Annotated in this window: 13 protein-coding genes and 2 pseudogenes; 11 read left to right on the top strand and 4 right to left on the bottom strand. The window is 68.1% G+C overall.

All coding sequences use genetic code 11. The features are described 5' to 3' along the window. Positions 1-3 precede the first annotated feature (3 nt). Entirely contained in the window at positions 4-564 is a 561-nt protein-coding gene (locus tag ACQPYR_RS39095) for a TetR/AcrR family transcriptional regulator (RefSeq protein ID WP_433624539.1), read from the top strand. On the opposite strand, the gene ACQPYR_RS39090 is transcribed toward ACQPYR_RS39095, so the two are convergent. Next, positions 565-1,422 (bottom strand): dienelactone hydrolase family protein, encoded by an 858-nt coding sequence (locus ACQPYR_RS39090; RefSeq protein ID WP_433624537.1) that lies wholly within the window; start codon positions 1,420-1,422, stop codon positions 565-567. Positions 1,423-1,458: 36 nt separating this feature from the next. Between ACQPYR_RS39090 and glmS the strand changes: the two genes are divergently transcribed. Beyond that, complete coding sequence (gene glmS, locus ACQPYR_RS39085; RefSeq protein WP_433624535.1) at positions 1,459-3,339, top strand: glutamine--fructose-6-phosphate transaminase (isomerizing); 1,881 nt, start codon at positions 1,459-1,461, stop codon at positions 3,337-3,339. A 336-nt stretch (positions 3,340-3,675) separates the two neighbouring features. Here the strand turns inward: glmS and ACQPYR_RS39080 are convergent, their stop codons facing one another. Then, positions 3,676-4,872 (bottom strand): MFS transporter, encoded by a 1,197-nt coding sequence (locus tag ACQPYR_RS39080; RefSeq protein WP_433624533.1) that lies wholly within the window; start codon positions 4,870-4,872, stop codon positions 3,676-3,678. Positions 4,873-5,011: 139 nt separating this feature from the next. Between ACQPYR_RS39080 and ACQPYR_RS39075 the strand changes: the two genes are divergently transcribed. Continuing rightward, the gene (locus tag ACQPYR_RS39075) at positions 5,012-5,494 is read left to right on the top strand and encodes a MarR family winged helix-turn-helix transcriptional regulator (protein WP_433624531.1); all 483 of its coding nucleotides are present in this window, start codon (positions 5,012-5,014) and stop codon (positions 5,492-5,494) included. A 327-nt stretch (positions 5,495-5,821) separates the two neighbouring features. Here the strand turns inward: ACQPYR_RS39075 and ACQPYR_RS39070 are convergent, their stop codons facing one another. Continuing rightward, a complete protein-coding gene (locus tag ACQPYR_RS39070; protein WP_433624529.1) occupies positions 5,822-6,304 on the bottom strand; it encodes a plastocyanin/azurin family copper-binding protein in 483 nt (160 codons plus the stop codon). 60 nt (positions 6,305-6,364) lie between these two features. Between ACQPYR_RS39070 and ACQPYR_RS39065 the strand changes: the two are divergent. After that, a pseudogene (locus ACQPYR_RS39065) lies at positions 6,365-6,695 on the top strand (NAD(P)H-hydrate epimerase); the annotation flags it as partial. A gap of 183 nt (positions 6,696-6,878) precedes the next feature. On the opposite strand, the gene ACQPYR_RS39060 reads toward ACQPYR_RS39065, so the two are convergent. Further along, positions 6,879-7,112 carry a Cys-every-fifth RiPP peptide CefA gene (locus tag ACQPYR_RS39060; protein WP_433635363.1) on the bottom strand — a complete coding sequence of 78 codons (234 nt, stop codon included), beginning with the start codon at positions 7,110-7,112 and terminating at the stop codon, positions 6,879-6,881. Here ACQPYR_RS39060 and ACQPYR_RS39055 point away from each other — a divergent pair. The 7 genes and pseudogenes from ACQPYR_RS39055 to tsaD form a co-directional block, all read left to right on the top strand. Next, positions 7,103-8,209 (top strand): annotated as a pseudogene (locus tag ACQPYR_RS39055) (NAD(P)H-hydrate dehydratase); the annotation flags it as partial. The gene ACQPYR_RS39060 and the pseudogene ACQPYR_RS39055 overlap by 10 nt on opposite strands. Before the next feature lie 181 nt (positions 8,210-8,390). Beyond that, positions 8,391-9,530 carry an alanine racemase gene (gene alr / locus ACQPYR_RS39050; protein ID WP_433624527.1) on the top strand — a complete coding sequence of 380 codons (1,140 nt, stop codon included), beginning with the start codon at positions 8,391-8,393 and terminating at the stop codon, positions 9,528-9,530. Beyond that, the gene (locus ACQPYR_RS39045; protein WP_433624525.1) at positions 9,527-10,600 is read left to right on the top strand and encodes an alpha/beta fold hydrolase; all 1,074 of its coding nucleotides are present in this window, start codon (positions 9,527-9,529) and stop codon (positions 10,598-10,600) included. The genes alr and ACQPYR_RS39045 overlap by 4 nt, the downstream gene beginning before the upstream one ends. Next, positions 10,593-11,045 (top strand): tRNA (adenosine(37)-N6)-threonylcarbamoyltransferase complex ATPase subunit type 1 TsaE, encoded by a 453-nt coding sequence (tsaE, locus tag ACQPYR_RS39040; protein ID WP_433624524.1) that lies wholly within the window; start codon positions 10,593-10,595, stop codon positions 11,043-11,045. Before ACQPYR_RS39045 ends, tsaE begins: the two co-directional genes overlap by 8 nt. An 89-nt stretch (positions 11,046-11,134) precedes the next feature. Further along, positions 11,135-11,848, top strand: coding sequence for a tRNA (adenosine(37)-N6)-threonylcarbamoyltransferase complex dimerization subunit type 1 TsaB (gene tsaB / locus ACQPYR_RS39035; RefSeq protein WP_387293842.1), 714 nt, complete (start codon positions 11,135-11,137; stop codon positions 11,846-11,848). Positions 11,849-11,910: 62 nt separating this feature from the next. Then, entirely contained in the window at positions 11,911-12,414 is a 504-nt protein-coding gene (rimI, locus tag ACQPYR_RS39030; protein ID WP_433635362.1) for a ribosomal protein S18-alanine N-acetyltransferase, read from the top strand. Continuing rightward, positions 12,411-13,454, top strand: coding sequence for a tRNA (adenosine(37)-N6)-threonylcarbamoyltransferase complex transferase subunit TsaD (tsaD, locus tag ACQPYR_RS39025; RefSeq protein WP_433624522.1), 1,044 nt, complete (start codon positions 12,411-12,413; stop codon positions 13,452-13,454). Before rimI ends, tsaD begins: the two co-directional genes overlap by 4 nt. The last annotated feature ends 25 nt before the right edge of the window (positions 13,455-13,479 follow it).

Raw genomic sequence — 13,479 nt, 5'->3', positions numbered from 1 at the left:
TAGATGACCGACTCGAACACCCGCAAACTCCGCACCGACGCCGCCCGCAATCGCGACCAGGTCCTGGCAACCGCGACGTCCCTGTTCGCCGAACGTGGTGACGATGTGCAGATGGCCGATGTGGCACGTGCGGCGGGGGTCGGGGTCGGCACCATCTACCGCCATTTTCCGACCCGCCGTGCCTTGATCGAGGCGGCTGCCGAGCAGCGTTTCGCCGGGATTCTCGAGTATGTGCGCCGCACTTGCCTGCCGAATCCGGATCCGCGGCAGGCGCTGGCCGGTTTCCTCAGCCATGTCGCCGAAGTGCACGAGCAGGGGCGTGCACTGTCCGGCACGATCGAATCGATGCTCGGCGACACCGAACCGCGCGGTACGGTACGCGACGATCTGGCCGAACTCGGCGCGGAGCTACTGGCCAGGGGGCGAGGCGACGGCAGTATTCGCGCGGATGCGACCGTCGCCGACCTTTATATGATCGTCGGCGCGGTCGCCACGATCAGCCGCGATGGATTCGGTGACTGGCGGCGGTTCATCGAACTAGCGCTCGACGGCCTCCGGCCATGATCACTTGCGCAACAACTGCGCGAGTTGCATGACCGAGAACTTGGGCTTCTCCTCTTCACGCGGCGCTTCCGGATCGACAACCGTGGCGTGCGGGATTACCGCTTCCGGATCGGAAAACGCCGCATATGTCTTATCGCGCAACAGTTTGTGCAGCAGAAACCCGGTGAGCAGCGCCCGCGTCGTCCGCGCGGTCTTGGCTTCGTGCTTGCCTACCCCCAACGCCGCCAACGCGCGGCGCCCTTCGACAATGCCGTTGTGCGACGCCCCGTCGACCGCCCGCAGCACCACCGGCCCGGCCCACGCGGCGGTCAGCGGGAGCGCATTCGAGCTGACCGATTCGATATCGGTCGCCCCCGCTACCACCAGAGCAGGCGTATCGATATCCGGTGCGATGGACTCGGCGGACGGCGCGGTCGGCGCCGGGTAGAGGGCGGCAACCGCGGCAACGCGACGCTGTCCGGCGGCGATCACCGCGGCGCCCGCGCCCATGCCGTGCCCGGCCAGCGCCAGCCGGTCCGGATGCACGCTGATCGCACCGTCACCGAGCCGGACGCTGGTGCAGATATCGAGCGTGGTGAGCAGATCGGTGGCCAATCCGAGGTGTGACGGAATCGGCCCGCGCTCGGTATCCGGGGCCGCGGCCACAAAACCCCAGGACGCCAGGTGTTCGAGCGTGGCGCGATAGTTGGCGGCGCCGGTCAGCCAGCCGTGGCCGAATGCGACCGCGGGTAGATTCGATCCGGACTCCGGGGTGAACACCACGCCGGGCTGACCGGCGATGGCGAGATTGCCGCGCAGTACGCGGTGGGGCCCCCGGCTGGTCAGGGTGCTCAGGAGTGATTTCACAGACGCCGACACGACGTGAACGTTATCCGATAAGTACTCTGGTGAGCCATGTGCGGAATCGTGGGGTACGTCGGATACCGGGACGCTCTCGGCGTTGTCGTTGACGCGTTGCGCCGCATGGAATATCGAGGATACGACTCCGCGGGCGTCGCGATCCTGGATGGCACGGGCGTGTTGGCGGTGGAACGCAAGGCCGGCAAACTGGCCAATCTCGAGGCCGAACTGGCTGACGTGGGGGCCGACCACTTCGCGGGCACCACCGGTATGGGACACACCCGCTGGGCCACTCACGGCGCGCCGACCGACCGCAACGCCCATCCACACCGCGACATCACCAACAAGGTGGCCGTGGTGCACAACGGCATCATCGAGAACTTCGCCCCGCTGCGCCGGGAGCTCGAAGACGCCGGCGTCGAGCTGAGCAGTGACACCGACACCGAGGTCGCCGTGCACCTGGTGGCGCGCGCGTACGCCGAAGGCCCCGCCGCGGGCGATTTCGCGGCGAGCGCGCTGGCTGTGCTGCGCCGGCTGGAGGGTGCGTTCACGCTGGTCTTCACCCATGCCGACCACCCGGATGTCATTGTCGCCGCACGTCGCTCGACACCGCTGGTCGTCGGTGTCGGCAAGGGCGAGATGTTCATCGCCTCTGACGTCACCGCATTCATCGAGCACACCCGCGAGGCCGTCGAACTCGGCCAGGACCAGGCCGTTGTGATCACCGCCGACACCTACACGGTCACCGACTTCGCGGGCAATGACGGATCGGCGCGCACTCGCCCGTTCACCATCGACTGGGATCTGGCCGCCGCCGAGAAGGGCGGGCACGACTTCTTCATGCTGAAGGAGATCGAGGAACAGCCCGCCGGTGTCGCCGACACGTTGATCGGCCACTTCACCCAGGACGAGGCCGGTGGCCGGATCGTGCTGGACGAGCAGCGCCTCGCCGATCAGGAACTGCGCGACTTCGACAAGGTATTCGTCGTCGCCTGCGGCAGTTCCTATCACGCCGGACTGTTGGCCAAGTACGCGATCGAGCACTGGACCAGGCTCCCTGTCGAGGTCGAGCTGGCCAGCGAATTCCGGTATCGAGACCCGGTTTTGGACCGTTCGACACTGGTGGTGGCGATCTCGCAGTCGGGTGAGACCGCCGACACCCTCGAGGCGGTGCGGCACGCGAAGGAGCAGAAGGCGCGCGTGCTCGCCATCTGCAATACCAATGGCGCACAGATTCCGCGCGAGTCCGATGCGGTGCTCTACACCAGGACCGGACCGGAGATCGGTGTCGCCTCCACCAAGGCGTTCCTGGCGCAGGTGGCGGCGAACTACCTGGTCGGGCTGGCCCTGGCGCAGGCGCGCGGCACCAAGTATCCGGATGAGGTGGCCCGCGAGTTCGCCGAACTCGAGGCGATGCCGCACCTGGTGCAGCAGGTACTGGAGACCGCGCCGCAGGTGCGCGCGATCGCCAGGGAACTGGCGCATGTGCCGACCGTGCTGTTCCTCGGCCGACACGTCGGCTATCCGGTGGCGTTGGAGGGTGCGCTCAAGCTCAAAGAACTCGCGTATATGCACGCCGAGGGCTTCGCGGCGGGTGAGCTCAAGCACGGCCCGATCGCGCTGATCGAGGAGGGGCTGCCGGTGATCGTCGTCATGCCCTCACCCAAGGGGCGCGCAGTGCTGCACTCGAAGCTGCTGAGCAATATCCGTGAGATCCAGGCCCGCGGCGCCCGCACCATCGTGATCGCCGAGGAGGGCGACGACACGGTGCGCCCGTTCGCCGACGATCTCATCGAAATCCCATCGGCGCCAACGCTTTTCCAGCCGTTGCTATCGACCGTTCCGCTGCAGATCTTTGCCGCCGAGGTGGCTCAGGCGCGCGGCTACGACATCGACAAGCCGCGCAACCTGGCCAAGTCCGTCACCGTCGAATAGCGCCCGGTCGATCCATTCAGCGGTGCGTTACCCGCCCGACCAGTCCGGTCTCGCGAGATGGCGCACAGTTGGTGATGGCCTCGCGCAGGGTAGAAGCCGGTGCGAGGTCATCGCCAGGTGCGCCATCTCGTGTACAGAGCGCCACTGGTGCCGGAGCCTATGGGGTGCTCGGTGGAGAGAATTGGGGTGGCCTGTTCGGCAGGGCGGCTTGGTAGTCGACCGCGCGGTGAAACGGTTCACGGGGGACGGCTCCGCTGTGGCGTCGGAGAACCGGTGGTATGCCGATTGCGGCGCGGGTTCGGCGGGACAGTCGTAACCGGCGAGCGCCGCCGGTTATCAGGGGTGCCCGGCCGTTGCCAGGGATTCGGTTGGCTCGCTTGATGTTTCGGTGCCGCGACGTTCGAGATTGCCCGACAGGACCGCCAGGCCGAGCGCGCTGACGACCAGGACGACGCCGACCCAGTTGGGCGAGGTGTAGCCGTATCCTGCGGCGATGACGACGCCGCCGAGCCATGCGGAGATCGCGTTGCCGAGGTTGAATGCGCCGATATTGAGGGCCGAGGCCAGCGTCGGTGCGCTGCCTGCCTGGTCGAGGACACGCTTCTGCAGCGGCGGAACGGTCGCGAAGCCGAGGGCGCCGATGAGGACGACCGTGATTGCGGCCGCGACCTTGTCGTGCGCGGTGAGCGTGAACAGTGCGAGCACCAGCGCGAGGCCGCCGAGGGTGGTGTAGAGCATCGGCATCAGATGCCGGTCCGCGAATTTGCCGCCGATCAGATTGCCCAGGAAGAAGCCGATGCCGAACAGGACGAGCAGCCAGGTGACCGAACTCTCCGCATAGCCGGTGACCTCGGTCGTCATCGGTGCGAGGTAGGTGATCGCCGCGAAGACACCGCCGAAGCCGAGGACCGTCATAGCCATCGCGAGCAGCACCTGCGGGTTGGTGAGGACGGCGAGTTCGTGCCGCAGGCGCACGTCGCGGGGCGCGCGCTGTTCGGGCACCAGCGCGGCGACGCCGACGAGACCGGCCAGGCCTACCGATGCGACGAGCAGGAAGGTGAGCCGCCAACCGAACTGCTGGCCGAGCAGAGTGCCCAGCGGCACGCCGAGGATGGTCGCGACGGTCAGTCCGGTGAACATCATGGCGATCGCGCCGGCCTTGCGATCCGGGCCGACCAGATTTCCGGCGACCACCGATCCGATGCCGAAGAAGGCGCCGTGCGCGAGCGAGGCGACGATGCGTCCGGTCAGCATGAAGCCGAACGTCGGTGCGAGCGCGGACAATACGTTGCCCGCGATCAGCAGCAACAGGCTGATGAGCAGCATGCGCTTGCGCGATACCCGGGTGCCGAACCCGGTCATGATCGGCGCGCCGACCAGCACGCCGAGCGCATACCCGGTGACCAGCAGGCCCGCGGTCGGGATCGACACGGTGTAGGTGTCGGCGATGTCGGGCAGCAGCCCGACGACGACGAATTCGGTGGTACCGATTCCGAAGGCCCCGAGTGTCAGGGCCAGTAGTGCGAGCGGCATGAGCAGGGGCCTCCACGTGATGTTGCGCCTGAGCGTTACAGGCGTCAACAATAATTGCAGACGCGTTTTAATTGCAAACGCTGACTATTGCAGCGTTCATCTATCCTGGAGGGACGAGTCCCGACGCAGAAGGAATGCCATGACCGCGGATGCCGCCCTGACCGGCCTGGCCGATGGTTGGTACGCACTGTCGCTGCTGCACGATCGGATCGAGGCGCATATCGAACGCGCCCTGCAATCCGGTCACGAGCTGAGCGTGCGCGAATTCTCGCTGCTCGTCGTGCTCAGTCGTCAGCACGACGGACCCGGCGGGCACCTGCGCATGAATCAGGTCGCCGAAGCCGTGGTGCTCAGCCAGAGTGCGACAACCCGGCTGGTCACCCGTCTCGAAGACCGCGGCCTGCTGCAGCGCTACCTCTGCCCCGACGACCGCCGCGGCATCTACACCGACGTCACCTCCGCGGGCCTCGAGCTACTGACCCGCGCCCGCCCCACCCACGACACCGCCCTGTCCAGCGCTCTGGGCCAAGCCGCCGCCGACCCTGAACTGGCCCCTTTGGTCGCCGCTGTCGAAGCGATGAACACCAACGCGGCCCGCGACACCCGAATCCCGCAGGCATAGCGGTTCATTCGGTGCATCGGTGATTGTCGAAATGTCCGGCCGCACTCGACGTGGATGCTCGTCACATGTGCGGGCTGCCATGCAGACAGTGGTCCGAATCGCGCCTGCGCGGTTCACTTGGTGCTCTGTTGATCGGCGCGATCGCGCGCTGGCCAGTATTGCCATTGCGTGTGCGGGCTGCGACGCGGACAAGGGGTCCGAATCTCGCTGGGGCGGGTCAAAAGGCTGCGCCGGTCGATCGGCGTGTTTCGGCACGGGAGGGTGTATCGAGTGTCGTGAAAGGCAGGCAATGCCGATGCGATAGCCGGGCCGTCTGCGCGGATCGAGCTACTCGACGGTGACGGTGCCGCGCATCTGGGGGTGCAGGGAGCACAGGTAGCGGTAGGTGCCGGGGGCGAAGAAGGTGTAGCTCCATTCGCCCTTGTCGAAGATCGGGCTGTTGATGCCCATGGCCTTATCGCCGATGCCCTGGACGGTGTGCGGGACGGAGTCCTTGAATTTCCAGGTCACGGTCTCGCCGACCTTGACGGTGACATCGGCGGGGGAGAACTTCATATCCGTGACATCGACGGTGACGGCGGCGGGTTTCGAATCGCCGGACCTGGTCGTCGTCGGCCGGCCGGCCTTCGCGGTGGTCGACGCGGCAGTCGAGTTCGTATCGCTGGAGCCGCAGCCTGCCAGCAGTAGTGTCGCGGCCAGGACGAATCCGGTTGCGATCCGGGTGGACATCGCGCGGCGCACCATCGGCATGACGGCCAAGCGTAGTCTGCTGACGGTGCGGGCCCGCGCGGCGCTATGGCGTTGCCGCATCGGCCTGTCCCGTACGAGCGGAACCGCAGTGCCCGATCGACGCAGTGGAGGCGAGCGTTCATGTCCAGCCAGCGAGGCTATTTCACCGCCGATGAAGTGCGCGCCGCCGAGGCCGAGCTGTTCACCCGTGTCCCCGAGGGCATGCCCATGCATCGGGCGGCCTACGGATTGGCGACGGTGGCCGCGAGCGAGTTGCGTGCGCGGACCGGCGGCATCGCGGGCAGGTCGGTGCTGCTGCTCGTGGGCTCCGGTGATAACGGCGGCGACGTGCTGTGGGCCGGATCAATGCTGCGTCGCCGCGGCGTCGCCGTGACCGCTCTGCTGCTGAATCCGGAACGCGCCCACGCGAAAGGCCTTGCCGCACTGCGCAAGGCAGGTGGCCGGATCCGAAATGCGTCGGATGTATTGCGTGCTGATGGCGCGAGCTCGACCACGTCAGGTGACGCCGGATCGATTCCCACCGGGGCGGCAAGCGCGACGGGGGTGAGTTCCGTTGAGCCAGGTGGCGCGACGGGCTCGAGCTTCGCTGGGGCGGCTGGCGCGACGAGGGCAGGTTCCCTTGGACGGGGCGCGGTCAGGTCGAGTCCCGTCGGATCGGCCGGCGTCGCCGGGTCGAGCAGTGCCGGATCGAGCGGTGCCGGATCGAGCACTGCCGGATCGAGCAGTGCCGGATCGAGCACTGCCGGGTCGAGCACTGCCGGGTCGAGCAGTGCCGGGTCGAGCAGTGCCGGGTCGAGCAGTGCCGGGTCGAGCAGTGCCGGATCGAGCAGCGCCGGATCGAGCCTAGATGAAACTGGCTTGGGCGCACCCGACCTGGTGATCGATGGCATCGTCGGTATCTCCGGCCGTGGCCCGCTGCGCCCGATGGCCGCGGAAATCGTTGCCGCTCTGAATGTTCCGATCATCGCCGCCGACCTGCCGAGCGGGGTCGATCCGGACACCGGCGCGGTGACCGGCCCCGCTGTCCGAGCCGAGGTCACGGTCGCCTTCGGCGCATACAAGCCGGTACATGCCTTGGCCGCGCCGTACTGCGGCCGAATCGAACTGGTGCCCATCGGTTTACGGCTTCCCGAACCGAATCTCGCAGCGTTGGAACCGTCGGAGATCGGTGCGCGGTGGCCGATCCCGGGACCCGCGGACGACAAATACACCCAGGGCGTCACCGGCATCTGTGCGGGCAGCGCGACCTATCCCGGCGCAGCCGTGCTGTGCACCGGTGCCGCCGTCGCGGCCACTTCCGGTATGGTCCGATACGCCGGAACCGGCGCGGCCGAGGTCCTCGACCATTTCCCCGAAGTCATTGCCGCCCAGACCATCTCCTCCACCGGCCGCGTGCAGTCCTGGGTATTCGGCCCCGGCGCGGGCACCGACACCGACGCCCACAAGCGACTCGCCGAAATCCTCGCCACCGACCTGCCCGTCGTCGTCGACGCCGACGGCCTCACCTTGCTCGCCGCCGATCCCGACCTGGTCCGCGGCCGCACCGCCGCGACCGTATTGACCCCGCACGCAGGCGAATTCGCCCGGCTGACCGGGCACGAAGTCGGCCAGGACCGGGTGGCCGCGGTCCGCGAGCTCGCCGAATCCTGGCAACTCACCGTCCTGCTCAAAGGCCGAGCCACCCTCGTCGCCACGCCGGGCCGCCCTGTCCTCGTCAACGAGGCAGGGGGTTCCTGGGCCGCCACCGCCGGCGCGGGTGACGTCCTCTCCGGCATCGTCGGCGCCCTCCTCGCTGCGGGCTACGATCCCGCCTGGTCCGCCGCCGCTGCCGCCCGCGTCCACGCCCTCGCCGCCAACCTCGCCGCCCACGAAAGCCACCCATCCGCAGCCCCCACCTCCGCATCACCGCTCCTCGACCACCTGCGTCCAGCAATCCGCATATTGCGCACGCTTGCGGCGAAGTGAGGTGCGCTGCCCCGGACCGCACTTTTATCGCCGCATCGACTCCCCCGCGAAACGCGTTGGTCTCGGCGACCGGCGGCCGGCCGGACATCCGAGTCCTACCGGCGCTCGCCTCCAAACGCCCCTGCCCCGGCCCCTCGCCGCTGGGCCATGAACCGACGCCCTCGCGCGAGCCAGCAGTCGAATGGCAGGATCAATAAGCGTGGAGGCGCAAGTGGAGACGGTTATCGATCTGGATGCCATTGCCCACAACGTGCGGATCCTGCGTGAATATGCGGGGGACGCTGCGGTGATGGCGGTGGTCAAGGCCGACGGCTACAACCACGGCGCCGTCGAGGTCGGGCAGGCCGCGCTGGCGGCGGGTGCGGCGGAACTCGGGGTCACCACGGTCGCCGAGGCGGTGCAGTTGCGCACCGCCGGAATTACCGCCCCGATCCTGTGCTGGCTCAATAATTCCGATGCCGACTTCCGCGCCGCGGTCGAGCACGATATCGAGATCGGCGTCTCCTCCCTGGAGCACCTGCGTGCGATCGAGGCCGTGGCGCGCGCCTGCGGCCGCACTGCCATCGTCTCGCTGAAGGTCGACTCCGGCCTCAACCGCAACGGCATCGCGCCCCTCGAATACCCGGCGGTGCTCGCGGCCCTGCGCACGCTGGTGGACGAACAGGTGGTGCGATTCCGCGCGATCTTCTCTCACCTCGCACACGCCGATGAGCCGGACCACCCCTTCCTCGACGTCCAGCGCGACCGCTTCGTCGAGGCCGTCGCCGCCGCCAAGGAACACGGCCTCGAACCGGAACTGGTCCACCTCGCGAACTCGGCTGCCACGCTCACCCGCCCGGATCTGGCCTTCGATATGGTCCGCCCCGGTATCGCGATGTACGGCCTGACTCCGATACCCGAACTCGGCGAGTTCGGCCTACGGCCCGCGATGACCTTCCAAGCGCGAGTCGCCTTGGTCAAAGAGGTCGCCGCCGGTGCGGGCGTCTCCTACGGCCACCAGTGGATCGCTCCGCACGACACCACCGTCGCCCTCATTCCCGCCGGATACGCCGACGGTGTGTTCCGTCCGTTGAGCAACCGCTTCGCGGTGTGGCTCGGTGGCGCATTGCGCCCCAACGTCGGTCGCATCTGCATGGACCAATTCGTCGTCGATCTGGGCGACAATGCCGCGCGCGTCGTCGAAGGCGATACCGCGATCCTGTTCGGCGCGGACCGACCGCGCGCCCAGGACTGGGCAGATCTGCTCGGCACCATCCACTATGAGATCGTGTGCTCCCCACACGGCCGAGTGGTGCGGCGCCACGTAGGGGGAATTCGATGAGAACAGTCGTCCGCGGCGGTTTGGCAACCGCCGGTGTGGTCGGCGCGCTGGCCGGTGCCCATGCCTTGCGCCGCATCGGCGCCCGGGTGCTGCGGCCCACTCGCGTCGACGAATACCGCGACGAGAACTTCGACCTGCTCGACGAGGATCGCTCCGGTGCGGTGCTGACCGAGGACGGTGTGCGCCTGGCCACCCGGGAATGCGGCTCGCCCGCCGCCCCGGTCACCGTGATCTTCGTGCACGGTTTCTGCAACACCATGGAGTCGTACCACTTCCAGCGCCGTGATCTGGAAAAGCGTTGGGGCGCAAGCGCTCGCCTGGTCTTCTTCGATCTGCGCGGCCACGGTCGCTCAGGCACCCCGACCACCGGCCGCTGCACCGTCGCCCAACTCGGGCGCGATCTGGCGGCCGTCATCGAAGCGACCGTGCCGATCGGTCCGGTGGTCCTGGTCGGTCATTCGCTCGGCGGCATGGCGGTGCTCGCCGCGGCAGCGCAGTTCCCGGAGTTGTTCACGGCGCGGGTGATCGGGATCGGTCTGCTCTCGACCGCCGCGGCCGAGGTCACCTCGGCGGGTATCGCGCAGCTGCTGCGCAACCCGGCGGTCGACGGCTTCCGCTTGGCCGTGCACACCGCGCCGACGTTGGTGCAGGCCGGGCGCAGCACCGTCCGGCATGTGATCGCGCCGATGCTGCACGTCAGCTCGTTTCACGGACCCGTCAGCCCCACGCTGTCGCGCTTCACCACGCGCATGATCGACCGCACGCCCGTCGAAACGATCGTGAAATTCCTGAAGGCCTTCGAACTGCACGACGAATCTGCCGCACTGCCGACGCTCGCCGGCCTGCCGGTGCTGGTGCTGGGCGGCGCGCACGATGTCGTCATTCCGTTCCGCAACTCGCGGGCGCTGGCACGCGAATTGCCCGAGAGCGAACTCGTCCGACTCGATGACGCCGCGCATATGGCGCATATGCAATTCCCGGATCTCGTCAATGCCGCACTCGACCGGCTGCTCGTACGTGCGGGCGTCATCGAGGACACCCAACCAACCGCGGAGGTCGCCGGTGACTGAACGGCAGCAACGGATTCTGCCCACGGTCGCCGACACCGAGGCCTTCGGCCGTGAACTCGCCGCGAGCCTGGGCGCGGGTGATCTGGTGGTACTCGACGGACCGCTCGGTGCGGGCAAAACCGCACTGACTCGCGGTATCGCCGAGGGCCTCGGCGTACAGGGCCGGGTCAGCTCACCGACCTTCATCATCGCCCGCCAGCACCGGGCCGGACAGCGCGAAGGCGCCGCGCCGGTGCCGCTGGTGCATGTGGACGCGTACCGACTCGGCGGCGATCTGGACGAATTGGACGCCCTGGATCTCGACACCGATCTGCATCAAGCGGTCGTGGTGGTGGAGTGGGGCAAGGGTGTCGTGGAACACCTCGCCGAGCGGCACCTGTACGTGTTGCTCTCGCGCGAACCGAATTCCGAAGTCCGCACCGCGATCTGGGAATGGGTCGGATAGGTCGCGGAGAGGCCCCTTGACCAGGGTGCCGTAACTACCGAGTAGCTCCGCACCACGCCCAGGTACCACCCGGTATCGTTGGGCCAATCATGCTTGTACTAGCCGTCGACACCGCGACCCCCGCCGTAACGGCGGGATTGGTGGAACTGGAGCAGGCCGCACCCGGAACCGTCGCACCGGCGCGGGTGCGCACCGTCGCCGCTCGCGTCCGGGTCGACGCCCGCGCTCACGCCGAGGTGCTCACTCCGCAAATCCTCGAATGCCTCTCGGAGGCAGATCGTTCCAGGGCCGATATCGAGGCCGTCGTGGTCGGCATCGGTCCGGGGCCGTTCACCGGACTGCGCGTCGGCATGGCGACCGCCGCCGCCTTCGGTGACGCGCTCGGCGTCCCGGTCTACGGTGTGTGCAGCCTCGACGCGATTGCCGCCGACGCGGTGCTCGAACCCTCGCTGCTGCCTGGCATCACACCCGAGAGCGAACTGCTCGTGGTCACCGACGCGCGCCGCCGCGAGGTGTACTGGGCCCGCTACCGTGACGGATATCGCATCGAGGGCCCGGAGGTGAGCAAGCCCGGTGACCTGGATCCCGTGCAGGCCACCATGATCGCCGGTTCCGCCTCGCACGTGGATCTGTTCGACCTGCCCGTGCTCCCGGCCGAAACCCCGTCACCGGCCGGTCTGGTGCGGGTCGCGGCTGCCGAACTGCTGGCGCGCGCCGTCCCGGAACCGTTGATCCCGCTGTACCTGCGCAGACCGGATGCGGTGGAACGGAGCTACCGCACGCTCGACCGGACGGGGGCGTGACGGCCGTGGAACCCGACCGGAGGTCCAAGGGGCGAAGCAGACCCGTGACTCGCATCGAGCCCATGGACGCCGCCGATATCGAGCGCTGTGTCGAACTCGAGCAGTTGTTGTTCCCGGAGGACGATCCGTGGCAGGCGGTGTCGTTCCACTCCGAACTGGCCGGCCCACACAACCGCTATATCGTCGCGCGTGACAAGGCCGGGCGAATGGTCGGCTATGCGGGTATCGCGCTGCTCGGGGATGCCGAACACCCCGAGGCCGAGGTACACACCATCGGCGTCGATCCGGGCTGCCATCGCGGCGGTGTCGGCACCATGCTGCTGGAGGCGTTGCTCGCCGAGGCCGGTAAGCGTGGCGGGCCGGTCTTCCTCGAGGTGCGCACCGATAACGCCCCCGCCATCGCGCTCTACGCCAAGCACGGCTTCCACATCATCGGCCTGCGCAAGAACTACTACCACCCCAGCGGCGCCGACGCGTACACCATGCGCAGACCGGAACTAGCAGCGAACCCGGCCTGGCGCCCGCAGCCGGCCGAATCGGCACAACCGAACGAGGTGCTTTCGTGATCGTCATGGGTATCGAAAGTTCCTGTGACGAAACGGGAGTCGGCATCGTACGCCGACACCCCGACGGCACCTGTGAACTGCTCGCCGACGAGGTCGCCTCCAGCGTCGAACAGCACGCCCGCTTCGGCGGTGTGGTCCCGGAGATCGCCTCACGCGCACATCTCGAGGCCATCGTGCCCGCGATGCGCCGAGCGCTGGCCGCCGCGGGCATCAGCAAGCCCGACGCACTCGCGGTGACCATCGGACCCGGACTGGCCGGTGCGCTGCTGGTCGGCGTCGCGGCCGCGAAAGCCTATGCGGCAGCGTGGGATGTGCCGTTCTACGCACTGAACCATCTCGGTGGACATGTCGCGGTGGACACCCTCGAGCACGGTCCGATGCCGCCGTGCGTCGCGCTGCTGGTCTCCGGCGGGCACACGCATCTGCTGCACGTCACCGATCTGGCCGAGCCGATCGTCGAACTCGGCAGCACCGTGGACGACGCGGCGGGCGAAGCCTTCGACAAGGTCGCCCGGCTACTCGGCCTCGGCTTCCCGGGTGGACCCGCGCTGGATGCCGCTGCGGCACACGGCGATCCGAAGGCCATCGCCTTCCCCCGCGGCATGACAGGTCCCCGCGACCCCCGCTACGACTTCTCCTTCTCCGGCCTCAAAACCGCCGTCGCGCGCTACGTCGAGGCGGCCCAGCGCAACGGATTCACCGCCGATGAACTTCCGATCCCGGACATCGCGGCATCGTTCCAGGAGTCGGTCGCCGACGTACTCACCATGAAGGCGGTACGTGCCGCCCAAGACGTCGGTGTGCAGACTCTGGTCCTCGGGGGCGGCGCGACCGCGAACTCCAGAATCCGCTCGATGGCCGAAGACCGCTGCGCCGCGGCGGGATTGCGCCTGCGCGTCCCCAAACCCCGCCTGTGCACCGACAACGGCGTAATGATCGCCGCCCTCGGCGCCCACGTAATCGCAGGCGGCGCACCCCCATCCCCGCTGACCGTCGCCACCGACCCCGGCCTCCCGGTCTCCCTCAGCCAAGTCAGCTGACGCAATCAAGATCAGGTGGCACTGA

This window comes from Nocardia sp. CA-120079 (assembly GCF_050955745.1).
In the GTDB taxonomy this organism is placed as follows: Bacteria; Actinomycetota; Actinomycetes; order Mycobacteriales; family Mycobacteriaceae; genus Nocardia.
Note: the sequence above shows the minus strand (reverse complement) of the source record. Positions and strands in the feature narration are given on the sequence as shown.

What these genes read in the sequence shown, in the direction of transcription:
- ACQPYR_RS39095 (WP_433624539.1), top strand. Translation starts at nt 4, where the DNA reads ATGACCGACTCGAACACCCGCAAACTCCGCACCGACGCCGCCCGCAAT.
- glmS (WP_433624535.1), top strand. Translation starts at nt 1,459, where the DNA reads ATGTGCGGAATCGTGGGGTACGTCGGATACCGGGACGCTCTCGGCGTT.
- ACQPYR_RS39080 (WP_433624533.1), bottom strand. Translation starts at nt 4,872, where the DNA reads ATGCCGCTCGCACTACTGGCCCTGACACTCGGGGCCTTCGGAATCGGT.
- ACQPYR_RS39075 (WP_433624531.1), top strand. Translation starts at nt 5,012, where the DNA reads ATGACCGCGGATGCCGCCCTGACCGGCCTGGCCGATGGTTGGTACGCA.
- ACQPYR_RS39070 (WP_433624529.1), bottom strand. Translation starts at nt 6,304, where the DNA reads ATGCGGCAACGCCATAGCGCCGCGCGGGCCCGCACCGTCAGCAGACTA.
- alr (WP_433624527.1), top strand. Translation starts at nt 8,391, where the DNA reads ATGGCAGGATCAATAAGCGTGGAGGCGCAAGTGGAGACGGTTATCGAT.
- ACQPYR_RS39045 (WP_433624525.1), top strand. Translation starts at nt 9,527, where the DNA reads ATGAGAACAGTCGTCCGCGGCGGTTTGGCAACCGCCGGTGTGGTCGGC.
- tsaB (WP_387293842.1), top strand. Translation starts at nt 11,135, where the DNA reads ATGCTTGTACTAGCCGTCGACACCGCGACCCCCGCCGTAACGGCGGGA.
- rimI (WP_433635362.1), top strand. Translation starts at nt 11,911, where the DNA reads ATGGACGCCGCCGATATCGAGCGCTGTGTCGAACTCGAGCAGTTGTTG.